The 23,464-nt window shown below is 63.7% G+C and carries 26 protein-coding genes and 1 tRNA gene; 20 read left to right on the top strand and 7 right to left on the bottom strand.

Features of this window, described 5'->3' with window-relative positions; translation table 11 throughout:
- Nucleotides 1-306, bottom strand: a 306-nt coding sequence (locus tag HW932_RS19205) for an ABC transporter substrate-binding protein (protein WP_176978080.1), incomplete at its 3' end; no start/stop codon positions are given.
- Complete coding sequence (locus HW932_RS19200) at nucleotides 303-1,154, bottom strand: ABC transporter ATP-binding protein (protein WP_222932459.1); 852 nt, start codon at nucleotides 1,152-1,154, stop codon at nucleotides 303-305. The genes HW932_RS19205 and HW932_RS19200, both read right to left, overlap by 4 nt.
- Nucleotides 1,155-1,294: 140 nt before the next feature.
- On the opposite strand from HW932_RS19200, the gene HW932_RS19195 reads away from it, so the two are divergent.
- The 20 genes from HW932_RS19195 to HW932_RS19100 all read left to right on the top strand — a co-directional run bounded on the left by HW932_RS19195 (nucleotide 1,295) and on the right by HW932_RS19100 (nucleotide 13,748).
- Nucleotides 1,295-1,756: a DUF411 domain-containing protein gene (locus HW932_RS19195; RefSeq protein WP_176978078.1), complete on the top strand. Its 462-nt coding sequence runs from the start codon at nucleotides 1,295-1,297 to the stop codon at nucleotides 1,754-1,756.
- Nucleotides 1,757-2,628: 872 nt separating this feature from the next.
- A complete protein-coding gene (locus HW932_RS19190; protein WP_176978077.1) occupies nucleotides 2,629-3,900 on the top strand; it encodes a tyrosine-type recombinase/integrase in 1,272 nt (423 codons plus the stop codon).
- The gene (locus HW932_RS19185) at nucleotides 3,897-4,481 is read left to right on the top strand and encodes a hypothetical protein (protein ID WP_176978076.1); all 585 of its coding nucleotides are present in this window, start codon (nucleotides 3,897-3,899) and stop codon (nucleotides 4,479-4,481) included. Before HW932_RS19190 ends, HW932_RS19185 begins: the two co-directional genes overlap by 4 nt.
- Nucleotides 4,482-4,578: 97 nt before the next feature.
- On the top strand, nucleotides 4,579-4,788 hold the full coding sequence (locus tag HW932_RS19180) for a helix-turn-helix transcriptional regulator (protein ID WP_176978075.1): 210 nt from the start codon (nucleotides 4,579-4,581) through the stop codon (nucleotides 4,786-4,788).
- A 280-nt stretch (nucleotides 4,789-5,068) separates the two neighbouring features.
- A complete protein-coding gene (locus tag HW932_RS19175) occupies nucleotides 5,069-5,284 on the top strand; it encodes a hypothetical protein (protein ID WP_176978074.1) in 216 nt (71 codons plus the stop codon).
- Nucleotides 5,281-5,472, top strand: a complete 192-nt coding sequence (locus HW932_RS19170; protein WP_176978073.1) for a hypothetical protein — start codon at nucleotides 5,281-5,283, stop codon at nucleotides 5,470-5,472. Before HW932_RS19175 ends, HW932_RS19170 begins: the two co-directional genes overlap by 4 nt.
- The gene (locus HW932_RS19165) at nucleotides 5,469-5,828 is read left to right on the top strand and encodes a hypothetical protein (RefSeq protein ID WP_176978072.1); all 360 of its coding nucleotides are present in this window, start codon (nucleotides 5,469-5,471) and stop codon (nucleotides 5,826-5,828) included. Before HW932_RS19170 ends, HW932_RS19165 begins: the two co-directional genes overlap by 4 nt.
- On the top strand, nucleotides 5,825-6,085 hold the full coding sequence (locus tag HW932_RS19160; RefSeq protein WP_176978071.1) for a hypothetical protein: 261 nt from the start codon (nucleotides 5,825-5,827) through the stop codon (nucleotides 6,083-6,085). Before HW932_RS19165 ends, HW932_RS19160 begins: the two co-directional genes overlap by 4 nt.
- Nucleotides 6,082-8,688, top strand: coding sequence for a DNA primase family protein (locus HW932_RS19155; protein WP_176978070.1), 2,607 nt, complete (start codon nucleotides 6,082-6,084; stop codon nucleotides 8,686-8,688). Before HW932_RS19160 ends, HW932_RS19155 begins: the two co-directional genes overlap by 4 nt.
- Nucleotides 8,688-9,161 (top strand): hypothetical protein, encoded by a 474-nt coding sequence (locus HW932_RS19150; protein ID WP_176978069.1) that lies wholly within the window; start codon nucleotides 8,688-8,690, stop codon nucleotides 9,159-9,161. The genes HW932_RS19155 and HW932_RS19150 overlap by 1 nt, the downstream gene beginning before the upstream one ends.
- The gene (locus HW932_RS19145; protein WP_176978068.1) at nucleotides 9,162-10,067 is read left to right on the top strand and encodes a toprim domain-containing protein; all 906 of its coding nucleotides are present in this window, start codon (nucleotides 9,162-9,164) and stop codon (nucleotides 10,065-10,067) included.
- On the top strand, nucleotides 10,064-10,399 hold the full coding sequence (locus HW932_RS19140) for a hypothetical protein (RefSeq protein ID WP_176978067.1): 336 nt from the start codon (nucleotides 10,064-10,066) through the stop codon (nucleotides 10,397-10,399). The genes HW932_RS19145 and HW932_RS19140 overlap by 4 nt, the downstream gene beginning before the upstream one ends.
- Nucleotides 10,396-10,737, top strand: coding sequence for a hypothetical protein (locus HW932_RS19135; protein WP_176978066.1), 342 nt, complete (start codon nucleotides 10,396-10,398; stop codon nucleotides 10,735-10,737). The genes HW932_RS19140 and HW932_RS19135 overlap by 4 nt, the downstream gene beginning before the upstream one ends.
- A complete protein-coding gene (locus HW932_RS19130; protein WP_176978065.1) occupies nucleotides 10,734-11,036 on the top strand; it encodes a hypothetical protein in 303 nt (100 codons plus the stop codon). Before HW932_RS19135 ends, HW932_RS19130 begins: the two co-directional genes overlap by 4 nt.
- 36 nt (nucleotides 11,037-11,072) lie before the next feature.
- The gene (locus HW932_RS19125) at nucleotides 11,073-11,276 is read left to right on the top strand and encodes a hypothetical protein (RefSeq protein WP_222932458.1); all 204 of its coding nucleotides are present in this window, start codon (nucleotides 11,073-11,075) and stop codon (nucleotides 11,274-11,276) included.
- Between the two features lie 11 nt (nucleotides 11,277-11,287).
- A complete protein-coding gene (locus tag HW932_RS19120; protein WP_176978063.1) occupies nucleotides 11,288-12,157 on the top strand; it encodes a hypothetical protein in 870 nt (289 codons plus the stop codon).
- Between the two features lie 214 nt (nucleotides 12,158-12,371).
- On the top strand, nucleotides 12,372-12,779 hold the full coding sequence (locus HW932_RS19115; RefSeq protein ID WP_176978062.1) for a DUF5681 domain-containing protein: 408 nt from the start codon (nucleotides 12,372-12,374) through the stop codon (nucleotides 12,777-12,779).
- Nucleotides 12,780-12,913: 134 nt separating this feature from the next.
- Nucleotides 12,914-13,096 (top strand): hypothetical protein, encoded by a 183-nt coding sequence (locus tag HW932_RS19110; protein ID WP_176978061.1) that lies wholly within the window; start codon nucleotides 12,914-12,916, stop codon nucleotides 13,094-13,096.
- Nucleotides 13,097-13,242: 146 nt separating this feature from the next.
- A complete protein-coding gene (locus tag HW932_RS19105) occupies nucleotides 13,243-13,494 on the top strand; it encodes a hypothetical protein (RefSeq protein ID WP_176978060.1) in 252 nt (83 codons plus the stop codon).
- Entirely contained in the window at nucleotides 13,491-13,748 is a 258-nt protein-coding gene (locus HW932_RS19100; RefSeq protein ID WP_176978059.1) for a hypothetical protein, read from the top strand. Before HW932_RS19105 ends, HW932_RS19100 begins: the two co-directional genes overlap by 4 nt.
- A 490-nt stretch (nucleotides 13,749-14,238) precedes the next feature.
- Here the strand turns inward: HW932_RS19100 and HW932_RS19095 are convergent.
- From HW932_RS19095 to metH, 5 genes are all read right to left on the bottom strand, one after another.
- A tRNA-Thr gene (locus HW932_RS19095) sits at nucleotides 14,239-14,314 on the bottom strand.
- 182 nt (nucleotides 14,315-14,496) lie between these two features.
- Complete coding sequence (locus HW932_RS19090; protein WP_176978058.1) at nucleotides 14,497-15,606, bottom strand: osmoprotectant NAGGN system M42 family peptidase; 1,110 nt, start codon at nucleotides 15,604-15,606, stop codon at nucleotides 14,497-14,499.
- Nucleotides 15,603-17,354: an N-acetylglutaminylglutamine synthetase gene (ngg, locus tag HW932_RS19085; RefSeq protein WP_176978057.1), complete on the bottom strand. Its 1,752-nt coding sequence runs from the start codon at nucleotides 17,352-17,354 to the stop codon at nucleotides 15,603-15,605. Before ngg ends, HW932_RS19090 begins: the two co-directional genes overlap by 4 nt.
- 48 nt (nucleotides 17,355-17,402) lie before the next feature.
- Nucleotides 17,403-19,178: an N-acetylglutaminylglutamine amidotransferase gene (locus HW932_RS19080; RefSeq protein ID WP_176978056.1), complete on the bottom strand. Its 1,776-nt coding sequence runs from the start codon at nucleotides 19,176-19,178 to the stop codon at nucleotides 17,403-17,405.
- Nucleotides 19,179-19,430: 252 nt separating this feature from the next.
- Complete coding sequence (metH, locus tag HW932_RS19075; RefSeq protein ID WP_176978055.1) at nucleotides 19,431-23,192, bottom strand: methionine synthase; 3,762 nt, start codon at nucleotides 23,190-23,192, stop codon at nucleotides 19,431-19,433.
- Nucleotides 23,193-23,464: the final 272 nt, after the last annotated feature.

Genomic DNA, 23,464 nt, shown 5'->3' with positions numbered 1-23,464 from the left:
GCCATAGCGCGCCCAGACCGTGATCGGGGACAGCAGATGCACCACGTTCACCTGACCGGCCATGAAGGCCTCGACGAGCTGCGCCCAGGAGCGGAACAGACGCGGCGCCTCGGCGGTCAGCCCCTCGGCCTCGAACAGACCGCGCGCATGGGCGATCAGCAGCGGCGAGCTGTCGGTGATCGGCAGATAGCCGATGCGGACCGCGTCATCGGCGGGCGCGGCCCAGGCCGGCAGGGCGGTGGCAGCGGTGAGCAGGGCGGACAGGCGCAGGAACTCGCGCCGCAAGCGATCGAGGGTCGTGCTCATGGTGTCTCCGGTAAGGCGATGGGGTCGAACGAAAAACCGGACGCGGCGTGGCATGGCGATGCACTCGGATCGGAGGCGGCTGGAACCCGGTGCCGGGTCAGGGCATCAAGGATCTCGGCGCGCAGATCCAGGATGCCGCGAAGATGGCGTTCGCGCGGCGCCGGTCCGAGCGTCTCCAGCAACTCCCATTCGCCGACGAGGCCGGCGGATCGTCCGCCCATCAGCAGCACCCGATCCGACACCCGCAGCGCCTCGTCGAGATCATGGGTGACCAGCAGGGCCGCGCTCGCGTGCCGGTGGACCAGCTCGGTCAGCAGGGTCTGCATCGCCTCGCGGGTGATGGCGTCCAGGGCCGAAAAGGGTTCGTCGAGCAGGATCAGGGCCGGCCGGCGTCCCAGCGCGCGCGCCAGCGCCACACGCTGGGCCATGCCGCCGGACAGTTGATGGGGATAGCGTCGTGCATGTTCCGCGAGTCCGACATCCGCGAGGGCTTCCGCCACACGGGCGCGCCTTTCGACATGCGGGAGCCCCAGACTCCGAAATCCGAGACCGAAACCGGCATTGCCCTCGACCGACAGCCAGGGCAGCAGACAGGGATCCTGGAACACCACCGCGATCTCGCCCGGCGTGCGTCGGACCGGCGTGTCGCGAAAGCGTATCTCGCCGCACGAGGGCGCATTCAGTCCGGCCAGCAGACCGAGCAGCGAGGACTTGCCGCAGCCCGACTCGCCGACCAGGGCGACGATCTCGCGCGGACGCACGGCGAGATCCACGTCGGTGAAGACGGGCGGCGCGCCACGGCGGTAGCTCAGAGCGAGTCCTTGCGCGGCGAGGAGCGGTGTGGGCATGGTTTGAATCCAGGTGGCCATGATGAGGCGCCAGTCTGCGTACAAGCCACCGCAGGCCAAACCAATTTTTCCTGCTGAGCATTTCGCGAAAAACGCTGGTCACAAGACCGTCCGTTCAATCCCCATCGACAGGAGCCCCCATGCACCCCGACACACTCACCCGCTTTCGCCCGATCCGGTTCGCCGTTCTGATGTACGCCGCCCTGAGTTTCGGCGCCGCACAGGCCGCCGAGGAGGACGTCGTCATGTACAAGGATCCCAACTGCGGCTGCTGCGGCCAGTGGGCTGAGCATCTGCGCACCAACGGCTTCAGCGTGCAGGAGGTCGCAACCCGCGACATGGCGGCGATCAAGCGCGAGGCCGGGCTGCCGCCCGAGCTGGCCTCCTGCCACACCGCGAGGGTCGGCGGCTATGTCGTCGAGGGCCATGTCCCGGCCGCCGACATCCGGCGTCTGCTCGCCGAGCGTCCGTCGGTGGCTGGACTCTCGGCCCCCGGTATGCCGCTCGGCTCGCCGGGCATGGAAGGCCCCTATCCCGCCGAGTCCTATCGCGTGCTGAGTTTCGAGTCCGATGGACGCACAGCGGTGTTCGCCGAGCATTGAGATCCGAAAGACACAGCGTCAGACCACCGCCGCCTTGGGAAAGACCGCCTCCCTGATCCTGTCCGCGGTCAGTTCCGGTGCGCACTCGCGGATGAAGCTCAGGGCATAGTCGCGCAGATAGTGCCCGCGTCTCTGACCCAGCCGGGCGGTATTGGTCTCGAAACCGAACCCGCTTCAGCTGGATCCGATCTGAAGTCGCCGGACTCCAGCCAAGCACGCCGGGGACAACGGCCCGCTCCAGTCGAGACTGAAACGGGCCGTCCTCGGTGGAGAGACCGCTCAGGCAGCCTGTGAGAGTCCCCGCGCGGCCAACCAGGCATCGGCTCACTGGCGACCTATCAGGCCGGCGGGACGGGCAAACGGTCACGCTCGATCGCGGGACGGCGTACCCGCAGGCGCGGTCGGCGCGGGTCTATCAGCTGTAATTGGCGTTAGTGCCAAATCATCCGCAAAATCGAGTAACGCGCCCTTGTGCCAAATGGACTGCAAAGCAATGCCAAAGCGTTTGCCAAGCTACAGCGGCGCGGATCGAGTCGCGCGATCCGTCCGCACATTCTACGGCACACCTCAGAGTGATCGGCGGCGGGAAACGAGCCTAAACCATTGATTTTATGGAGCTGGCGGACGGATTCGAACCGACGACCTGCTGATTACAAATCAGCGAAAACCATCAAACCCGCCCTATCTGCCCGTCACCGCTCAGCTTAGAGCATCCGCACGTAAGCCCTTATCCTGCTTGTATTCTGCCCAGCATGTTATAGACTGTTACCAACAAAGGGTAACGGCTCATAACCCAAGATCCCGTTACCCTGACCGTTACCCGCCATGCTCAAGGGTAACGGCCAAGGACCACACCACACGGGTAACGGGCTATGCCATCGATCCAACTCACCGATGCCGCCGTCAAGCGGCTCAAGACACCTGCCGAGGGGCGCGTCGAGTATTGGGACACTCGGACACCCGGTTTCGGACTTCGGATCTCGTCTACCGGCGTTCGGTCATGGGTGATGATTCTGCGCATCCTCAAGGATGGCCGTTGGGTGCAACAGCGGTTGACCTTCGGTAAGTATCCGGGCGTAACGCTTGCTGAGGCACGCGCCAAGGCGATCGAGGCCAAAGGGCAGGCCGAGCGTGGCGAAGATCCGGGAGCCGAATCCCGCGCCGAGAAGCGCGCCATGATCGAGCGCACCCGTCACACCTTCGCCGCTGTGCGGGGCGAGTTTCTGACCAAGTACCGAGGCCGGGGTAATCGCCGACCCGCTAAGCGGACGCTCGCCGAAATCAAGCGCGTTCTGGAGTCGGATCTGTTCACCGACTGGAGCGACACGCCGCTATCCAAGATCACCCGCCGTGACGTGCTCGACGTGCTCGACGTGCTGCTGGCGCGCGGCTCTGAAGTCATGGCCAATCGGACGCTGGCCTATCTGTCGATGCTGTTCGGCTGGGCGCTGCATCGCGAGATCATCGAGTCCGATCCAACCGAGAGCATCAAGAAACCGGGCGTCGAGCAGTCGCGAGAGCGCGTGCTAACGCTCGACGAAATGCGCGCCATTTGGCAGGCCACCGAGCCGACCGAGACCCGTAAGGGCGATCTGTTCGACAGCATCGTCAAGGTGCTGATGCTGACCGGGCAACGTCGCGAAGAAGTCGGCGCGATGCGCTGGAGCGAAGTCGATCTAGCGTCGGCGATGTGGACGCTGCCCGCCGAGCGCACCAAGAATCACCGCGAGCACTTGATACCGCTTTCGACACCCGTGGTCGAGATCCTGAAGGCACGGCAGGCCGAGCAAGCCGCGATGGGTATGGCCACGGAGTTCGTCTTTACGTCCTTTGGCCCGCGTCCCTTCGCTGGTTGGAGCAAGAGCAAGCGTGCTCTGGATGCCCGCGCCGACATTGCCTCCTGGACGCTCCATGACCTTCGCCGCACGTTGGCGACCCGCATGGCCGAGGATCTGCGCACCCTGCCGCATGTCATCGAGGCGACCATCAATCATGTCTCCGGCGTTCGCTCCGGCGTGGCTGGCATCTACAACCGCGCCCTGTACCTGGATGAGCGACGCGCCGCCCTGGATGCTTGGGCCGGGTATGTGCTGCAAGTCGTCGGCGTGGTCGAGACGGATAACGTGGTGAGGTTGGCGCGATGAGCGAAACCAATCAACGACTGCCGCCGATGTCATGGTGGAAGTGGACGCACGACACGCCCGAAACGAATCCGATATTTGTCCGCGCGATCATTGTTGGAGTCAACGGCGGGCGTGGTAGCCGAGAAGAAATCCGCGCCCTGGTCGATCAGGATTCATTGTCTGCCCGCCAGTTCTATGGGGAGATTGCTTTTAGAATCGGCAGTTTGAATGGATTAACCGTGGGGATGCGTGATTTTTTAGCCGAGTGCTTTGAAAGAATATCTCACGGCGAAGATTGCAGAGACGTTCTAGGACTACGCCGCTGCAAAGGCGATAAGCGGACTCCGCAAGAGCAAATATGGGCTTGTCACTGCGTTGTTGAAACGCTCTGTTTTGGCTATGGATTGTCTGAGAACCAAGCCTTTTGCCTGCTTGGAAGCTACTTCAATAAGAGCGAATCGACTTACAGGAAGTTAAAGGATCATCAATACGCATCCGTGGCAAGAACAATGCTTCAACAAGGCGATGTTATTGCCACAGGTCCGGGGCTAGAGGATCTTGTGAATTTGATTCCATATCTTTTTCCTAACCACGAGGGATAACGGGTCATACCATGCACAGCACCATCAATAACCGAAGGTGCTCAAGATGCAAGGCCACCTATACCAAGCCGCGACCGCGCCAAGCCCTGACGCTAGCGTGCCTGAGTCATTCACCAATGATGCGCTGGTGACTCAACCGCAGTTGAAGCGCATCACCGGCAACGTGTCGGACATGACGATTTGGCGCTGGCGTCGTGCCGGTCTACTGCCGGAGCCGACCAACATCCGGGGCCGTAACTACTGGCGAGCGCGTGATGTTCATGCCGTATTGAATCGGCTGATGGCTCAGGGAGCGATGGCCGCATGAACCGGACGCCGATCAACCGTCGCACTGTACGAAACGAGAAAGCAAAGAGAGGTATCGCCCAAAAGAGTAAACCCCACGGGCTAGCGTGGGGTTCGGACAAGCAGAAAATCACTCTACAGCGGCCCGAGCGGTGGCAACGCATACGGGCCTGAATCCGAGATCGACCAAAACCCTTGGAAACCGATCGGCGGACGCCTCAATGATACAGCCTCTCACGGTTGTCGTCACGGATGCGCTCGTCCTGCCGGTCGGTTCCTCAACCCCATCGAGGAATCGAAGCATGTTCGCCACTTTCCACGTTGACACCCATCCCGAGCTGAACCCTTACATTGGGTCCACCCTGCAAGAGACCACGCTCAACTGTGCGAGCGCCCTACGCTGGGTCTGCGCCATCGATGTCGAGCGCCTGTCTGACAAGGCCGCTGACGAACTCATCACCGGGTTCGATCATGTCTTTGTCGGTCGCGATGGCGAGAGCAAGGAGGGCGAGCAATGAGCACTTATCCCGAGTCCTTCCGCTGGTCTTATGCGCTTTCCAAGCAACTGGCATCCGCCCACACGCTCGCGTCGAGCTATGGCGATCTCGAATTGGATGACGAACTCCGCTTGGCTGTCGAGCGTGCTGTTCGTCCGATCCTCGAACGCCGGTTGAAGCAGGTCGAAAAGCAGGAGGCTGCACGATGAGCGAACGCCACAAGGACGTGGCGGCACTCGCCGCCACACAGACCCGCCGCGCCAAGCGTACCAAGGGCACCATCAACACCCGAACGGCCAAGGCCGCGTTCATCCGTTGGGCGCGTCGATCCGATACGCCCGCCTGGACTCACAAGGGCGCGGTCTGCTGGATCGGCGATGCGCTGCCGTCAGCACTGACCGGAGCAGCATCGTCCTATCACTTCTCATGGGCACCGATCCGTGATGACGGCGGATTCGTTCAGGATGCCCACGACACCGGCCCGGTAGACCGTCACATCCCGCCGTTTCGCCGCGCGCAGTTCTGGCGGTATCTGCCTCGTCACTGCATGGAGGCTAGAGCATGAACGCCGTGAACACTTGGCACAGCCTGCGCGACACCACGCCGCCCGCCGATGCGCTGGTCATGGTTGCTGCATCTTCGCCGGATGGATGGGCTTTCAACCTCGTGCGCTACGACAGCGAAACCAGCTGCTGGCTCGACCATTCAGCGGGCACTGAGGATGAAATCGACGGCATCGACGGCTATGAGTTTTGGCAGACCGTCGCGCCGCCTGTCGCCCGTCCGCGCTTGAGCCTCTTGCAGGGAGGGCACGCACGATGAACACCGCCATCAATGAAGCCATCCGCGCCAGCATCCAGTTTCAGGCACCGCCCGATTCTCAAGCCAATCACTGCCCGACCGACGCGGATATGGTTCGCGATCTGATGGCCCAAGGCATCATTCAAGGCGTCATCGCTGATGAAATTGGCCTTCATTCAGCACAAGTCGGACGCCTTCTCAAAAGCACCCGTCGCTCGAACTTCAAGGACAGCCAGAAGAGCGAGCGACTGCGCGCGTTCTATCAGGAGCGTTGCAGCAACGCGCCCACGCTGTTTGCGGTTGCTGTCGAGACCGAAGCCGAGCCGGTCACGGAGCCACTGGAGCCGGTTGAAGATCCGACGCCCACGTCGATTCAGTATGGACATGGCGAAGAGCAGCCGGAGCCGACCGAAGATCCGCCGATCGAGGTGCAGGGTGAGGGCGAGCCTGTCGTGGGCGAGCCTGTCGCCGAGCAGCCGGAGCCGGTAGCCGAACCTGCACCCGTGGCCATCGAGCAGAAGGCCGCGCCTGTGGTCGAGCAGCCGGAGCAGACTGAAGAGCCGACGATCGATGCTCAGGTTGAGGTTGATCCGGACGCCGAGGACGTTGCAGACATCGCGGACGTTGGCGAGCAGGAGGGCGAGACCCTGGACGAACCGGAGCCTGACATCTTCGCCAAGGCCGTCGATCCTGTCGCCGAGGATCTGAGGTGCGCGGTTGAGACCATCAACAAGGCCATTGAGCAACAGCCGTCTGACGCTGGAGCCGTCTTTGAGGACGAGGTTAAAGCCGCGTGGAACACCGTCTATGACGCCAACCATGCCGAGTACATGCGGTTAAAGGATGCCGCTAAGAAGGCCGGAGCCAGCAAGGTCGAGATCGAAAAGATTTGCGGCATCCGTAATAAACGTGTTTCGGGGAAGAAGAAAACCGAAAAAATATTTTCATCCAGCACTTCCAGCACTTCCAGCACTGACAAGGGTTCTAGCGACACTCAAAGCTACACTGAACTCTTTGAATCCAGCACTTCCAGCACTGAGCCGCTACCGCCCAAGCCGAAAGCCTTGGTGCGAGAGTCTGAGAAAGGCCCCCGCCTGGAGATTGCATCCGATGCGGCGCTGATCGTCTCTGGCGTGCTCAAAGGCCGCTTTGCCTACTGCACCACAGCGGAAACATGGCACGGCTTCACCGGCACCCATTGGGAACCGCTGCCGAGTCCGGCACCGCTGTACGAAGCACTCACCCGCTGGATGTTTCCAGCGACTCAAGATGTCGGCTTCACGCCGCGCTATCAGGATTCGATCCTGACCGTCATCCAGCGCGCCGGTATGCGCTCATTGCCCAAGGCACCGAACGCCATCCCGTTCGCCAATGGCTTGCTCGACATCGAGACCGGCACCTTGTCACCCATCACGCCGACGAACGCCGCGACTTGGGCGCTTCCCTACGAATATCAGCCTGGAGCCGACTGTCCGCGCGTCAAGGCGTGGCTGCTGCAAGCTGTTGGTGAAGATCGCGATGTGGTGGAACTGCTGCGCGCGTTCCTGGCGGCGCTGATTCGTGGCGGCGCTTACTTGCAGCGGTTCCTGCACCTGATCGGACCTGGAGGCACCGGCAAGAGCACGTTCCTACGGCTGATCGAGGCGCTGATCGGCACCCGAAACGCCGTCACGACAGACCTGAAGGAGTTGGAGCAAAACCGCTTCGAGTCGGCGGCGCTCTACGGCAAGCGCGCGGCACTCATCACGGACTCGGATCGCTACGGCGGGAGCGTGAACAAGCTCAAGGCCATCACCGGCCAAGATCCCGTGCGCCTGGAGCGTAAGCACGTCCAACAGTCCGGTTCCTTCATCTTCGAGGGCATGGTCTTTCTGGCTTCCAATGAGCCGTTGGCGACCACCGACTATACATCCGGCATCGAACGCCGCCGCGTCACCATCCATTTCGAGCGTCGCGTCTCGGAGCAGGAAAAGGCCGCTTGGAATGCAGCCGGAGGCGAAAAGGCCGTACTGCACGCCGAACTACCCGGCGTGGTGAACTGGCTGCTGAGTATGCCGGTTGTTGAAATGGAGCGGCGCATCCGTCACCCGCCCGAGCACACCATCAAGGCGAACATCGAGGCGATGTGCTCAGGCAACCCGTGCGCCGATTGGCTGACCGAATGCTGTGTGCCGGACTCGGACGCCTGGACTCAGGTCGGTGAGTGCGAAGAACGCCGTAGCCCGGACGATGGCGAGGTGTACTACCTGCACGCGGACACGCGGCTGTTCCCGTCCTACCTGATGTGGTGCAAGAAGAGCGGTCGAGTCCCGCTGTCACTGCGTCGCTTTCGTTCTGTGGTTCTGGATGCCATCAAGACCTTGGGCTTTGATGCGATGGACATTCGACGCGCGGAAGGACGCGGCATCAAGGGCGTTCGCTTGCGTCATTCAGGAGAAGAGCCGTTTTCCTGGCATTCCAGCACCCAATCCGACACTTCCGGCACTAAACCGACACCGACCAACACCGCGCCAAGCCGCGCCAATGTTGGAGGTGCAGGAAGTGATGCATCTTCAGACCATATTCCACCGGCACCTTCGCGCGCGAACATTCACGACGATTGCGCCGATTCGGAGTATTTCTGATGAACGCTTCAGACCTGCTGCACTCACTTTCGGCGGATGGCTTTTCCCTGCATATCGTGGATGGCGGTCGCCTGTCCGTCACACCTGCCGCGCGCCTGACCGATCAACTGCGGTTCCTGATTCGTCAGCACCGTGACGCCCTGCTGGATCTGCTGTCATCGCGCACACCGCCGCCGCTGACCGCCGTCGATCAGCACGCCATCACTGAGGCCGTCAGCGAGCGCGCCGCGATCATGGAGTTCGATGGCCAACTGCCGCGCGTCATCGCTGAGTCCGAAGCCTCAAGCCGGATGCGCGTCTATCAAGCTCTGATCGCGATGCCGGACGGTTCGGCTCCGAAGTGGCTGGTGTATCTGGCTCCAGGTTCAACGCTGGCCGAAGCCCGTCACGACTTGGCGTTGAAGTTCGGCACCGAGCGCGTGCTTGAGGTACTGGAGCATCAAGCCGACAGCGAACAGCGGGAGGTGGCGTAAATGGAAACCTGGAGAGCGATTGACCGCTTCGCCGAGGCCATCCGTGCGGCTGGACTCGGGGAGCCGGACATCATTGGCGATGGTCGCATCCATCGTTACTACGCCGACGGTCGCCGAGGCCAAGGGCCGGAGTGGTACAAGCTGCACCTGAACGGCCTACCGGCTGGCGCTTTTGGATCGTGGCGTCTCGGGATGACTGAAAGCTGGTGCGCCAAGAGCCGCGACGAAATGAACGTCATCGAGCGCGCGGACTTCTCCGCGATGCTCGCCAAGGCCCGCGCCGAACGCGACGCCGAGCAAGCCCGTCAGCATCAGGAATCGGCCAATCGCGCCGCCGCGATCTGGAATCAGGCGACACCGGCCCCGGACGCTCATCCGTACCTGCTGAAAAAGGGAGTCCGCGCACATGGAACGCGCGTGGATCGGTTCGGCAATCTCATCATTCCGGCGAGCGACGGCCAACGCCTGACCACCTTGCAGTTCATCGCGCCGGACGGCGGCAAGAAGTTTCTGTCTGGCGGTCGGATATCAGGGTCTTGGTTCGCCATTGGTGTCGAAGCGGCTGGCGCGATCCTCATCGCCGAGGGTTTCGCGACGGCGGCAACGCTGCATCAAGAGACCGGCAAGCCGTGCGTGGTCGCGTTCAATGCCAACAACCTATTGCCCGTGGCGCGTGCCGTTCGTCGGCTCAATCCGCGCGCGGATCTCATCGTCTGTGGTGACGAGGATCAATGGACACCCGGCAATCCTGGCCGAACGAAAGCGCGTGCGGCTGCACTGGATGTCGGCGCTAAGGTCTTGATGCCGGATTTCAGCGGGTTCGATCTGAGCAGCAAGCCTACGGACTGGAACGACTGGTATCGACTGCGCCCCGAGATCAAGGCGAGCAAGGAGGCCACGCGATGACCTGGACCACCACCGCACCCGATGCCGTGCGCTGCGCCGATTGTCGGCACTGGCGCGGCGGGCATGGCTGGTGTCGAGCAGCGGGCAAGGTCTCCAACAGCGCCCGCGCCGCACGTCGCTGTAAGCACTTCGCCCGCACTCCAACGGCCCTGGACTTCGCGCTTGAGGCCATCGAGCAGGCCGGACTGATTGATGCCGTCGAACTGATCGAGGTCGATCGGCACCGAGTCGCCGCCAGACTGCGGCCCGGACTCTCAGCCGAAATCGAGGCCCAGGTTCTCGACTTGATTGATTCGGCCATGAGCCGCGCGGCTCGGGAGGTGCGGGGATGAGCAGAAAGGCGAACCCCGTCATGGATTTCGATGAGACCGATACGCGCTTCATCACCGACGCGAATGTCATCGCGGCTGCTGTTGCGTTCGATGATGTCGGTCTGGCCATTCTGCTTGGCGATATGCCCGACATGATGACCTTCATCGGCACGCCCTGGCGGTTGTATGTGGTCGCGCGCGGCTCAGTCGCTATGCTCGATTGCCGCCGAGCGTTCATGTGGGTCGATTGGGTGCCGCACCTGACCGCCATCACCGGCAGTCCGTGGCGCGTGTGCTTTGATCGGCGTGTCTATCTGAGCGGATTCTTTACTGTGCAGCCACACGGAGCAGCCAAATGATTGAGACCATGACCACCGAACAGCGCCAAGCCGTTCAAGACCTGGCGATGTCGCCGACCATGAGCCGACTCGGTGCAATGGCTCAGTCCATGCCGCTCGACTGCACGAACCTGGATGACATCAAGGCCGGACTGAGCACGGCAAGCCTGGAGATCGTCCGCGCCCTGGATGCGGAGCGCGTCCACTTCGACCGACCCGAGGACGCCGCGATGCTCTATGGGCTGCTGGCCGTCTGCTTCGAGGTGGTCCTTGATGGGCAGTTCGGGGCCAATGCGCAGATGGTTCTGCGGGCGAACTGACAGATGCCAGACCGCCCGGACTCTCGCCGCATTGCAATGCTCGACTGCCGAGGGCCGCTTGCAGTGGCCCTGGAGCGACGCGCGCGGATTCGGGCGGCACTCACCCAGGCTAAGGCGCGCGGATTCGATACGCGCCGTCTGAAGGTCGATCTCGCCGCCATCAATGCCGAGATCCGACAGCTACAGGCCGACACCCTTTCTCCATCCGGCTCGGTATCTCCGAGCCATCCAACCCACTGAGGTAAATCCTGATGACCACCACTACCACCAAGCCGAAAGCCAAGACCACGGCACCCAAGACACCAACCGCCGCTGAGCGGCTGGAGCAGGCCACGCAGCACGCACGCGAGGCGAAGGCCGCGCTTGAAGCGGCATGGATCGCCGACAAGCCGACTGCCGATCTGCGCACAGCGCATCAAGCCGCACTCGACGCTATGGGTGAAGCCAAGGCCGCACTCGAAGCCGAACGCCGTGCCGAAGCTGAAGCGGCACGGCAAGCCGAACAACAGCGTATCGCGCCGATGGTCGAGCAGATGGTCGGCGAGGTTCTGGAGCCGCTGAAGGTCCGCATCGAGCAGGGATTCAGCATCGACGCGCCCGGACTGCCCGAGGTCTATACCGAGTGGGCGGTCAAGTCGATCCATGCCCGCGAACGGCTCGAAGTCATCGAGCAGGCGATGCAGGAGTCCAGCACCCGCGTGGCTGAACTGGACTCGCGCATCGAGAAGCTGAAAGCAGATCGCGTAGCCCTGATTGCTCGACGCGCCCAGGGCGATACCCGCGAGGATGACGCCGCTCAACTGGCGCTGATCGATGCCGACACTGAGGCGCTGGTGAGTCTGGCGCGAGAGGCACGCACTGAGGCCGAGCAGGTCGCGCGCGAACTGGAGAGCGCACGAAAAGCGGCTGAAACGGCATCCGCTGGATGGGAGAACGAACGCCGCCGCGCGATGGCTGAGTTCTTCGAACAGGCCGCGAGGCGGGTCGAGTCGCTACTCGGTGACTGTTTCACTGAGCAGCAAAAGGGGCGGCGCGGATCGCTGCACGCGCCGATGTTCTGGGATGATCGCGTCCGCGCTGTGGCGCGCATGAAGCCGCTTGATATGGGAGAGGCCGCATGAAGCGCACCACGCAGACAACCACACGCGCCGCTCAGGGTCTCAAAGCCGAGCGACAGGTCACGACACCGACACCAGAAGAGGCAAAGATCATGCTGGCGTCCGGTCTCGACCCGTCATCCGGTAGAGCGGTACGCGAGTTTCGGCGGCACTTTCGGCAGATGGCCCGCGAGGGCGGGACTTCGGGACTCTGATTTTTGCAGGAGGTATGCAGGCAATGGCGAAGTTCACACCCGGCACAAGTGGCAATCCGGCAGGCAAGAAACCGGGGACTGTCAGCAAGGCCACGCGTTTACGGCAGTCCATCGAGCAGCATGTGCCCGAGATTTTGGAGTCGCTGGTCACGTCCGCGAAATCAGGCGACACCGCCGCCGCCAAGTTGTTGCTGGATCGCGCCTTGCCTGCGCTGCGCCCGACCGATCAACCCGTCAGCTTGCCGATTGGCGGCGCTGATCTGGCACAGGACGGGCGTGTCGTCCTTGCTGCTGCTGGCGCTGGTGAACTGACACCCGAGACGGCGGCAAAGCTGCTGCAAGGTCTTGGGTCGCTGGCGCGCGTGGTCGAGACGGCGGAACTGGTAGAACGGCTCGAACGCCTGGAGGCGAAATATGCTGAATCGAATTGAGGCCCGCTTAGAGCGCCTGGAGAACAACGTCGGATCGCCGCGCGTGGTTGTCGTGATCGGCGATGACGCACCGCCTGCGCCTGATCCTGGTGTAACCATCGTCCGCGTTCGGTTCGTCAGTTCGAGGGATCGCGATGATTCGACAGCGCATTGAACGGCTCGAACAGCGCACCCAGGCCGCACCCGACGTGCTGATCCTGGTCGGCGAGCCGGACATCGAGCAGCGCGCCATGCTCGCCGAGGGCAAGGTTCGCGTCCTGATCCACTTGCCGCCGAATGGCCGAGGTCACAGTGACGATAAAAAGACGCATCACTGAACTGGAGCAGCGCGCCTCACCCGCGTTTCGGCTGCCGTCGCTGGCTGAATCGCTGCTGGCCGCGCGCAGTCGGCCAAGGGCACAGTCTACTGAGGCCGTGAGTCCGATCATTGCAGCGGCGCGCGCCCGCGTGGAGAGGTATCGCCATGAGCGCACGGCTTGAGCAGCGTCTAGCGGCCCTGGAGCGTCACCACCAACCAACCACCACATCACACGATGACTGGCTCAGAACGCTGAGTGTCGAGGATCTGCGTTTCCTGCGTGACATCGCGCACCGGCAGGGTGAGCAGCCGAAAGGCTCGGGACTGGTGGCAATGGATCAGGCCGAGCGCGCCCGCTGGCTGGCGCTTGAGCAGGACCACGCGCAGTTCGTGGCACGGCAGGAGGGCAGGGTATGAGCGTTCTACAGAAGCGCATCGAGGCGCTTGAACAGCGCACTGGCCACGCCGCCGACAGATTCGTCGAGCACCTGGACGCGGATGATCGCGCGTTCTATCTCGACTTCATGCGCCGTCTCGGGCGCTCGGGACTGCCGTTCGATGCGTTCATTCGCCAAGTGGAGCAGCCGGAGCTTGAACGGCTGCTGGCGCTGCATTTGGATGCGCTCGGGATGACGCGGGAGCAGGTAGAGAGTCTGCCGGACGGCGGATGACGTAATACGCGAATCTTGAGACGGTTTTGCTTGAGGGTCGGGATCGGATACCGGCCCTTTTTCGTTACTGTGACGGTGCAATCGTCGTTGCACTGCTGGCGCGGATGGGATGGTCATCAAGGCCATGCCCTGCAACCATGCGGCTCGCCTTGCCCGTCGCGAGTCGGGCACTGCTACTTGAAGAGCACTGCCCGTACATCCTCAGATTGAGGGTCTACCGCTCCCTGGCCGTTTCGATCATCGAAACACCGCCAACGGTGACTATTGACACGCTCGATTGCTTTGGCCGATTGGATAGCGATGGGCAATGGTGGCTATCGAGCCGAGAGACCGACCCGCCGACTGTGGCGGGTTTTTCATGCCTGTCGGCGAGGACCATCACAACCCGAAACAAGGCCAAACGCTGCCAAATTGTTACCCTGAGCGTTACCCTGAGAGCGACCGGGCAAAGAAAAAGGGCTTAGCCCGTGAGCTAAACCCTTGTCTTTATTGGAGCTGGCGGACGGATTCGAACCCCCGACCTGCTGATTACAAATCAGCTGCTCTACCAACTGAGCTACGCCAGCAAACGGCATTTCCAGCGCCTAACTATAGCGCGAAAATGCGGTTCTTCTCAACGTCCATTGCAATCCCCGGTGCAACCAGAAGCGATGTGCATGGACCGACCTTCAGGCGGCGTGCTGGGATGAATGCCTCATCTTACACTTTGCTGCAAGCATCGGCATGTGCAGGTCTCGATGAGACTGATTCAGCCCGGCTGGATCGGAAACCCGGTCAGTGGCCCGATACCGAGCCGGTCGCGGCTGAACAGCGGCGGCCCCTGCATATAGACCGCGACCAGACGGGCGAGCGATTCGAGCGCATCGAGATGGATGCGCTCGTAGCCATGCGAGGCGTCCACGCCGAAGGTGATGAGCGCGGTCCGCACGTCGTTGCCCGCCTCCAGCGCCGCCGCACTGTCGGAGCGGTAGTACTTGAAGACATCGCGCTGATGCGGGATGGCGAACTCCTGACAGAGCTGGATCAGACGATGGGTCAGGTGATAATCGAAGGGGCCGCTCTGGTCGGCCATGGCGATGGTCACGCCGAACTCGCTGGAGTTCTGACCGGGCGCCGAAGTGCCGTTGTCGATGGTGAGCATTTCGGCGACGTCCTGATGCAGCGCCGCCGAGGCCCCCGAGCCGACCTCCTCCGAGATGGTGAACAGCGGATGACAGTCGACCGGCAGTTCCAGCCCCTCGCGCCGCACCGCCTCGATCGCGGCCAGCAATACCGCCGCGCCGGCCTTGTCGTCGAGATGGCGTGAGTTGATGAACCCGGTGTCGGTGATCTCGGGCGTGGTGTCGATGGCCAGGAAATCGCCGACATGGACGCCGAGCCGCAGCAGATCTTCGAGCTTATGGACGCGGGCGTCGATGCGGAACTCGACATAGTCCCAGCCGCCCGGCTGGTTGTCGATCTCGGGCGCGAAGGTGTGCCCGGACGCCTTGAGCGGCAGGATGGTGCCGCGCCACTGTCCGGTGTCGGTGAAGAGCGTCGCCCGCGCGCCCTCGGCGAAGCGCGCGTTCCAGTGCCCGACCGGCACCAGTTGCAGCCGCCCGTTGTCCTTGAGTCCCTTGACCATGGCCCCGAGGGTGTCGATATGGGCGACGACGGCCCGATCCGGCTGCGAGACCTTGCCTTCGAGCGTGGCGCGGATGGCCCCGCGCCGGGTCAGCTCGAAGGGCACGCCGAGCTGCTCCAGACGCTGGCAGACCAGATGCACGACCCGGTCGGTATAGCCGGATGGGCTGGGCGTGAACAGCAGTTTGAGCAGGGTCTCGACCAGATACCCGGTATCGATGGTTGGCAGTTTCATACCAGTCCCTCCCGCATGGCCGTGCGTGGAAACAGCAGATCGACGAAGCGTTCCGCGGTCGGTTGCGGCTCGTGATTGGCCAGACCTGGACGCTCGTTGGCCTCGATGATGACATAGTCGCTCCCGCGCACGTCGGGCACCAGGAAATCCAGCCCCGTCACCGGAATGTCGAGCGCCCGCGCCGCCGCACAGGCGGCCTCGGCGAGCACCGGATTAAGATCGGCGGTGACGTCGTGGATGGTGCCGCCGGTGTGCAGGTTGGCGGTCTTGCGCACCTGGAGCACCTCGCCCTCGGGCAGGATGTCCTTCATCCCATAACCGGCCTGACGTACACAACGCTCGGTCTCGGCATCGAGCGGGATCGAACTCTCGCCGCCGGTCGCCGCGCGTCGGCGCCGACTGCGCGCCTGGATCAGATCACGGATGCAGTGATGTCCTGTACCGGCCACCTGGGCCGGACGGCGGATGGCAGCGGCCACGACCCTGAAGTCGATGACGACGATACGCAGATCCTCGCCCTCGACGAATTCTTCCAGGATCACCACCTCGCAGACCTTGCGCGCCGCCGCGATCGCCGTCTCCAGCGTCTCGGGGTCGCGCACGTCGACACTGATCCCCGCTCCCTGCTCGCCGCGCGCCGGCTTGACCACCACCCGCCCGAAACGCGACAGAAAGGCCTCGGCCTGATCGAGCGCCTGATAGCGGATCTGCTCCGGCACCCGCAGACCGGCGCGCTTGAGCACGCGCTGGGTGATGGCCTTGTCGTCACAGCGGCTCATGGCGATGGCGCTGGTCAGTTCGCTCAGACTCTCGCGGCAGAGGATGCGCCGCCCGCCGAGCGTGAGCGCGAAATAGCCTGCCTCGGCATCGATGACCTCGACCCCGATCCCGCGCCGGCGCGCCTCGTCGACGATGATGGTGGCATAGGGGTTGAGATCAGCCTCGGGCTGGCGGCCGATGAACAGCGGTTCGTTGAAGGCGTTCTTGTTCTTGAGCGCGAAGGCCGGGATGCGCTCGAAGCCGAGCTTGCGATAGAGCCGGATGGCGTTGCTGTTGTCGTGCATCACCGACAGGTCCAGAAAGGCCCGACCGCGCGCCTGATGGTATTCGACGACCTGACGCACCAGCGCCTCGCCGATGCCCGGATAGGGCGCCTGCGGATCGACGGCCAGCGCCCAGAGACTGGCGCCGTTCTCCGGGTCTTGGAAAGCGGCGGCGTGATCGACCCCATTGACCACCCCCAGCAGACTGCCGTCCTGGCTGTCCTCCGCAACCCAGTAGCTCAGCACCTTGGAGGTGCGCTGGTTCCAGACGAACGCCGCGCCCGGCGGCACCATGTGATGGGCGATATAGAGTTTCTGGATCGCTTCGGCGTCAGCGAGGCTGTTGAGCAGCCGGACATGGAAGCCCTTGGGCCGACGCGCGCAGGACTGATAGCGCTCGAACCAGAGCCGAAAGGTATGCGAGGGATCGAGAAACAGATCCTGCGGCGCGTAGGAGAGCACCACATGCGGATCGTTGAGATAGAGCGCCACGTCCCGCTTGCCCGGATGCTCTTCCTGTAAGGCCCGCGCCAGCGACTCGGGATCGGTGAAGGTCTGGCCGAACAGCAGCCGGCCCCAGCCACAGTCGACGGCCACGCCCGAGGGCGCGACCGAGAGATCGGCACGCGGACGCCGGTCCCAGTTCTTGAGCGACGGGGCACGACTGCGTTCGAGCCGATGGTTGAAGCGGTCTTTGAGACTCATTGAGGCACCCTATCCTGTCGGTGTCCGAGGGATCGGTGGACGGCTCGATCACAGGCCCTGCTGCTGCAACCAGAGTTCCAGAAGCGTGACCTGCCAGAGTTTGGAGCCGCGCAGGGGGGTGATGTGCGCTTCGGGTGCGGCGAGCAGGGTCTCGACATAGTCGGACTGGAACAGACCGCGGGCGCGCGCCGGAGCGGAATGCAGCAGATCGCGCATCATCTCCAGCACCGGACCGCGCGGATACTTGAGTGCCGGCACGGGGAAATAGCCCTTGGGTCGGTCGATGACCTCGCTCGGGATGATCCGCCGCCCGATCGCCTTGAGCACGCCCTTGCCGTCGTCGCACAGCTTGTGCGCGTCTGGCATCCGTGCGGCCAGCTCGACCAGCTCGTGATCGAGGAAGGGCACGCGCGCCTCCAGCCCCCAGGCCATGGTCATGTTGTCGACACGCTTGACCGGATCGTCGACCAGCATGATCTGCTGATCCAGACGCAGCGCCTTGTCGACCGGAGCCTCGGCGCCGGGCCGGGCGAAGTGCGCGGCGATGAAGGCGCGGCTGTGGTCCTCGCCGTGGAAACGCGGATCGACCGCGCGCCGGTATTCGTCCTGATCGCGGTCGCAGAAGGCGCGCGCATAGTCGGCGGCCGGATCCCGACTGCCGACCAGCGGCGGATACCAGTGATAGCCGGCGAACACCTCATCGGCGCCCTGCCCGCTCTGCACCACCTTGACGTGCTTGGAGACCTCGTGCGAGAGCAGATAGAAGCCGATGGCGTCATGGCTGACCATGGGTTCGGACATGGCGCGCACGCAGTTGGGCAGCTCGGGCAGCAGACGCGCCGCCGAGTCGACCTGGATCTTGTGGTGCGTGGTGCCATAGTGGCGAGCGATGATGTCCGAGTACTGGAACTCGTCGCCGACCTCGTCGCCGACCGTCTCGAACCCGACCGAGAAGGTGTTGAGCCCCTGTTGGCCCTGTTCGGCGAGCAGCCCCACGATCAGACTCGAATCCAGCCCGCCCGAGAGCAGCACCCCGACATCGACGTCGGCGACCAGACGGCGGGCGACCGCTGTGCGCAGACTCGCCAGAATCCGTTCCTGCCAGTCCTCGAAGCTCAGGCCGCGTTCTTCTGGGCGCGGCTCGAACACCGGCTCCCAATAGATCCGGTCGCGGTGGCGTCCGTCGGGTTCGATGACGCGGAGGGTCGCGGGCGGGAGCTTGCGCACCCCGGCGAGGATGGTATGGGGCGCCGGCACCACGGCATGGAAGTGCATATAGTGATGCAGGGCCACCGGGTCGATGTCGGTGTTGACGCCGCCGCCGGCGAGCAGGGCCGGCAGCGTCGAGGCAAAGCGCAGACCGCCGGCGACCTCGACGTAATAGAGCGGTTTGATGCCGAGCCGATCACGCGCCAGCGTCAGCCGGCCCGAATCGCGCTCGACGATGGCGAAGGCGAACATGCCCTGGAAGCGCTCGACACAGTCCGCGCCCCAGGCATGGAACGCCTTGAGCACCACCTCGGTGTCGCCGTGCGAGAAGAAGCGATAGCCCTTGGCGCTCAGTTCTTCGCGCAGGGCCTGATAGTTGTAGATGCAACCGTTGAAGGCGATCGACAGACCAAGTTCGCTGTCGACCATGGGTTGGGCGGCATGGGTGCTCAGATCGATGATGGACAGACGCCGGTGCGCCAGCGCCGCCCGTCCCTGCTGCCAGACGCCGTGCCCATCGGGGCCGCGCGGCTGCATCGAAGCGCTCATGGCGCTCAGGGCGTCGAGATCGACGGGGACATCATCGAAGCGGATTTCTCCGCAAAAACCACACATGGCACTCTCCTGAGTCTGTCGCGAAGACATCCACGGCCGCCGACGACCCGAGCAAGTGCAGTCTCGATTCACTCTGGACGCGGTGAGTACGGATCGGTCGCCGATGACCGATCCGTTCGTCCGCGGAGATGACCTTCGCGCTAATAAATCAGCGAATTGGTCAACATCCTACAGGAAAGCGCTCTTGGTTTCCAGGAAGGGGGGCACAGGAAGCGAACACAATTGGCTATCGAACCGCCACCCATGGCGATCTCAGGGCTCGTAGCCCAGCACAGGCGCCAGCCAGCGTTCGGCCTCGGCGAGCGTCATGCTTTTGCGCTGTGCATAGTCCTCGACCTGATCGCGCTGGATGCGCCCGACGCCGAAATAACGCGCCTCGGGATGGGCGAAATACCAGCCCGAGACGGCCGCCGTGGGCCACATGGCATAGTTCTCGGTGAGCGTGAGACCGATGCGCTGATCGGGCTCCAGCAGCGACCAGAGTGTTCCCTTTTCGGTGTGATCCGGGCAGGCGGCATAGCCGGGCGCCGGGCGGATGCCCTGATATTTCTCGGCGATGAGTTCATCGTTGCTCAACGTCTCGCCCGCCGCATAACCCCAGTAACGGGTGCGCACCAGTTGATGCAGCCGCTCGGCGAAAGACTCGGCGAGCCGGTCGGCGAGCGCCTTGAGCATGATGGCGCTGTAGTCGTCGTGATCGGCCTCGAAGCGCGCCAGATGTTCCTCGATCCCCACCCCGGCGGTGACGGCAAAGGCCCCGATCCAGTCGGGGCGCCCGCTCTCGGCCGGGGCGATGAAGTCGGAGAGACAGAAGTTGGCCTGATTGCGTCCGCCATCGCGTGGCATCTGCTGGCGCAGGTTGTGCAGGGTCGCCAGCGGCTGGGTGCGCGCCTCGTCGGTATAGAGCGCGATGTCATCGGCTCCAACCCCATTGGCCGGGAAGAAGCCCAGCACCGCACGCGCCTGGAGCCAGCGTTCGCTCACCAGCCGCTCCAGAAACGCCTGAGCATCGGCATAGAGCTTACGCGCCTCCTCGCCGATGACTTCATCGTCGAGAATGCCGGGGAAGTGCTTATGCGCCAGCTCCCAGGCGCGGAAGAAGGGCAGCCAGTCGATGGTTCGGACCAGATCGTCGAGCGGAAAATCATCGATCGTGGCAATCACCGTCTCGCCCGTACGTTCCAGTCTGAGCGACCAGGACGCCGTGTCGCTGAAACCTGCATCGAGCAGCGCCGGCTTCGGCGGCTCATAGCCCGCCCAGTCGAGCGCCAGCCGATTGGCGCGCGCCTCGGTGATCGATACCGACTTACGGGTCGCCGAGCGCCCCTCGCGCTCGACACGCAACCGCTCGTACTCCTCGGCGATGGCCGCCACATAGCCCGGACGCTGGGTCTCGCTCAGCAGACTGGAGACCACGCCCACGGCCCGCGAGGCATCCGGCACATAGATGACCGGCGCCTCACGCTGCGGAGCGATCTTGAGCGCGGTATGCAGCTTCGAGGTCGTGGCCCCGCCGATCAGCAGCGGAACCTCCAACCCCTGGCGCTGCATCTCCTTGGCCACATGCACCATTTCGTCCAGCGAAGGCGTGATCAGCCCTGAGAGTCCGATCACATCCGCGCCGACCTCGCGCGCGCGCTGGAGGATGGTTTCGGTCGGCACCATGACCCCAAGGTCGATGACTTCATAGCTGTTGCACTGTAAGACCACGGCGACGATGTTCTTGCCGATGTCGTGCACGTCGCCCTTGACCGTGGCGATGAGGAATTTGCCGTTATTGCTCGCCTCGGCGCCGCTCTCGGCCTTCTCGGCTTCGAGGAAAGGCTGGAGATAGGCCACCGCCTTCTTCATCACGCGCGCCGATTTCACCACCTGCGGCAGGAACATCTTGCCCTCGCCAAACAGGTCGCCGACGATGTTCATGCCGCGCATCAGCGGGCCTTCGATCACCTCCAGCGGACGCCCGAGTGCCTGACGCGCCGCCTCGGTGTCCTCGTCGATGAAGTCGGTGATGCCCTTGATCAGCGCATGTTCGATGCGCTTCTCGACCGGCCAGCCGCGCCATTCCAGATCGGCCTTGCTCTCGGTTGCGCCGCCGTCGCCCTTGTACTTCGGGGCCAGATCGAGCAGACGCTCGGTGCCGTCCGGACGCCGGTTGAGGATCACGTCCTCGACCGCCTTGCGCAACTCTTCCGGCAGATCGGCATAGATGGCGAGCTGGCCGGCGTTGACGATGCCCATGTCCATGCCGGCCTTGACCGCATGGTAGAGAAAGACCGCGTGGATGGCCTCGCGCACCGGGTCGTTGCCGCGGAAGGAGAAGGAGACGTTGGACACACCGCCCGAGACCTTGGCGTGCGGCAGGGTGCGCTTGATCTCGCGCGTGGCCTCGATGAAATCGACCGCGTAGTTGTCGTGTTCCTCGATGCCGGTGGCGACCGCGAAGATGTTGGGGTCGAAGATGATGTCCTCGGGCGGAAAGCCGACCTGCTCGGTCAGCAGCCGGTAGGCCCGGGTGCAGATCTCGATCTTGCGCGCCTGGGTGTCGGCCTGCCCGACCTCGTCGAAGGCCATGACGATGACCGCCGCGCCATAGCGTCGGCACAGTCGCGCCTGGGCGAGAAACTTCTCCTCGCCCTCCTTGATCGAGATCGAGTTGACGATCGGCTTGCCCTGGACGCATTTCAGCCCGGTCTCGATCACCTCCCACTTGGAGGAGTCGATCATCACCGGCACCCGGGCGATCTCGGGCTCGGCGGCGACCAGATTGAGGAAGCGCTTCATGGCCGCGACCGCATCCAGCAGCCCCTCGTCCATGTTGACGTCGATGACCTGCGCGCCGTTCTCGACCTGCTCCTGAGCGACGCTGAGCGCGGTGTCGTAGTCGCCCTCCTTGATCAGCCGTCGGAAGCGCGCCGAGCCTGTGACATTGGTGCGCTCGCCGACATTGACGAAAAGGGACTCGGCGCCGATGTTGCAGGGTTCCAGCCCCGCGAGCCGGCAGGCCGGGGCGATCTCGGGGCGGACGCGCGGCGCGATACCGGCGACGGCCTGGGCGATGGCGCGGATATGATCGGGCGTGGTGCCGCAGCAGCCGCCGACGATGTTGAGGAACCCTGAGCGCGCCCACTCGGCGATCTCTTCGGCCATCTCGTCGGGACCGAGATCATAGCCGCCGAGTTCGTTCGGCAGGCCGGCGTTGGGATGGGCCGAGACATGGGTCTCGCTGATGCGCGCCAGCTCCTCGACATACTGGCGCAGTTCGAAAGGACCGAGCGCGCAGTTCAGGCCGATGCTGATCGGCTCGGCATGACGCAGCGCGTTGTAGAACGCCTCGGTGGTCTGGCCGGTCAGCGTCCGGCCCGATTGATCGGTGATGGTGCCCGAGATCATGATGGGACGCTCGACGCCATCTTCGTCGAACACCTGCTTGACCGCAAAGATGGCGGCCTTGGCATTCAGGGTGTCGAAGATGGTCTCGATCAGGATCAGATCCGCGCCGCCTTCGATCAGACCGCGCGTGGACTCGGCATAGGCCGCGACCAGGGTATCGAAGTCGACGTTGCGCGCGCCCGGATCATTGACGTCGGGCGAAATGGAGGCGGTGCGGTTGGTCGGCCCGAGCACGCCGGCGACGAAACGCGGCTTCTCGGGCGTCGAGTATTCGTCGGCCGCCGCACGCGCCAGCCGGGCGGCGGCGACGTTGATCTCGTAGGCGAGGTCTTCCATGCCGTAATCGGCCATGGCGATGCGCGTGGCGTTGAAGCTGTTGGTCTCGACGATGTCGGCGCCGGCCTCCAGATAGGCGCGATGGATGCCGCCGATCACGTCCGGGCGCGTGAGCGCCAGCAGATCGTTGTTGCCCTTGAGGTCGCTCGGCCAGTCGGCGAAGCGCGCGCCGCGATAATCGGCCTCGGTCAGACCGTGGCGCTGGATCATGGTGCCCATGGCGCCGTCGAGAATGAGGATGGAACGCGCGAGGCGCTCGCGGATCAGAGCATTGGAATCAGTCATTGGAACTCACGGCTGGAAGAAGTCGAGCTCGAGGACGGCGCGGCGGCGAGCGGCGTGGATCCCAAGCAGCGTGGATCCCTGGCCAGGCGCTGAGAGAATTCGCGCCACGGGCGCATCTGAAAGCAGGAACGATACCATGAGCGCCAGTCTTTGTTCATGGCTTCGCGCCCGAAAGCAGCTCGTACACCAATCCGCCGGCGTTCAAGGCGTGCCCTCGCAACCGGGTCGCGCTATGCTAACGCCATCTTACAATCAAAAATGACGGTGCCCAT

Source organism: Allochromatium humboldtianum (genome assembly GCF_013385175.1).
Classification (GTDB): Bacteria; Pseudomonadota; Gammaproteobacteria; order Chromatiales; family Chromatiaceae; genus Thermochromatium; species Thermochromatium humboldtianum.
Note: the sequence above shows the minus strand (reverse complement) of the source record. Positions and strands in the feature narration are given on the sequence as shown.

Bases quoted from the DNA above. Each gene is read 5' to 3' on its own strand.
- HW932_RS19135 (WP_176978066.1), top strand. From the start codon at position 10,396: ATGAGCAGAAAGGCGAACCCCGTCATGGATTTCGATGAGACCGATACG.
- HW932_RS19130 (WP_176978065.1), top strand. From the start codon at position 10,734: ATGATTGAGACCATGACCACCGAACAGCGCCAAGCCGTTCAAGACCTG.
- HW932_RS19160 (WP_176978071.1), top strand. From the start codon at position 5,825: ATGAACGCCGTGAACACTTGGCACAGCCTGCGCGACACCACGCCGCCC.
- HW932_RS19090 (WP_176978058.1), bottom strand. From the start codon at position 15,606: ATGAAACTGCCAACCATCGATACCGGGTATCTGGTCGAGACCCTGCTC.
- HW932_RS19200 (WP_222932459.1), bottom strand. From the start codon at position 1,154: ATGCCCACACCGCTCCTCGCCGCGCAAGGACTCGCTCTGAGCTACCGC.
- ngg (WP_176978057.1), bottom strand. From the start codon at position 17,354: ATGAGTCTCAAAGACCGCTTCAACCATCGGCTCGAACGCAGTCGTGCC.
- HW932_RS19150 (WP_176978069.1), top strand. From the start codon at position 8,688: ATGAACGCTTCAGACCTGCTGCACTCACTTTCGGCGGATGGCTTTTCC.
- HW932_RS19125 (WP_222932458.1), top strand. From the start codon at position 11,073: ATGCTCGACTGCCGAGGGCCGCTTGCAGTGGCCCTGGAGCGACGCGCG.
- HW932_RS19110 (WP_176978061.1), top strand. From the start codon at position 12,914: ATGATTCGACAGCGCATTGAACGGCTCGAACAGCGCACCCAGGCCGCA.
- HW932_RS19145 (WP_176978068.1), top strand. From the start codon at position 9,162: ATGGAAACCTGGAGAGCGATTGACCGCTTCGCCGAGGCCATCCGTGCG.
- HW932_RS19155 (WP_176978070.1), top strand. From the start codon at position 6,082: ATGAACACCGCCATCAATGAAGCCATCCGCGCCAGCATCCAGTTTCAG.
- HW932_RS19185 (WP_176978076.1), top strand. From the start codon at position 3,897: ATGAGCGAAACCAATCAACGACTGCCGCCGATGTCATGGTGGAAGTGG.
- HW932_RS19190 (WP_176978077.1), top strand. From the start codon at position 2,629: ATGCCATCGATCCAACTCACCGATGCCGCCGTCAAGCGGCTCAAGACA.
- HW932_RS19140 (WP_176978067.1), top strand. From the start codon at position 10,064: ATGACCTGGACCACCACCGCACCCGATGCCGTGCGCTGCGCCGATTGT.
- HW932_RS19195 (WP_176978078.1), top strand. From the start codon at position 1,295: ATGCACCCCGACACACTCACCCGCTTTCGCCCGATCCGGTTCGCCGTT.
- HW932_RS19175 (WP_176978074.1), top strand. From the start codon at position 5,069: ATGTTCGCCACTTTCCACGTTGACACCCATCCCGAGCTGAACCCTTAC.
- HW932_RS19115 (WP_176978062.1), top strand. From the start codon at position 12,372: ATGGCGAAGTTCACACCCGGCACAAGTGGCAATCCGGCAGGCAAGAAA.
- HW932_RS19120 (WP_176978063.1), top strand. From the start codon at position 11,288: ATGACCACCACTACCACCAAGCCGAAAGCCAAGACCACGGCACCCAAG.
- HW932_RS19105 (WP_176978060.1), top strand. From the start codon at position 13,243: ATGAGCGCACGGCTTGAGCAGCGTCTAGCGGCCCTGGAGCGTCACCAC.
- metH (WP_176978055.1), bottom strand. From the start codon at position 23,192: ATGACTGATTCCAATGCTCTGATCCGCGAGCGCCTCGCGCGTTCCATC.
- HW932_RS19080 (WP_176978056.1), bottom strand. From the start codon at position 19,178: ATGTGTGGTTTTTGCGGAGAAATCCGCTTCGATGATGTCCCCGTCGAT.
- HW932_RS19165 (WP_176978072.1), top strand. From the start codon at position 5,469: ATGAGCGAACGCCACAAGGACGTGGCGGCACTCGCCGCCACACAGACC.
- HW932_RS19170 (WP_176978073.1), top strand. From the start codon at position 5,281: ATGAGCACTTATCCCGAGTCCTTCCGCTGGTCTTATGCGCTTTCCAAG.
- HW932_RS19100 (WP_176978059.1), top strand. From the start codon at position 13,491: ATGAGCGTTCTACAGAAGCGCATCGAGGCGCTTGAACAGCGCACTGGC.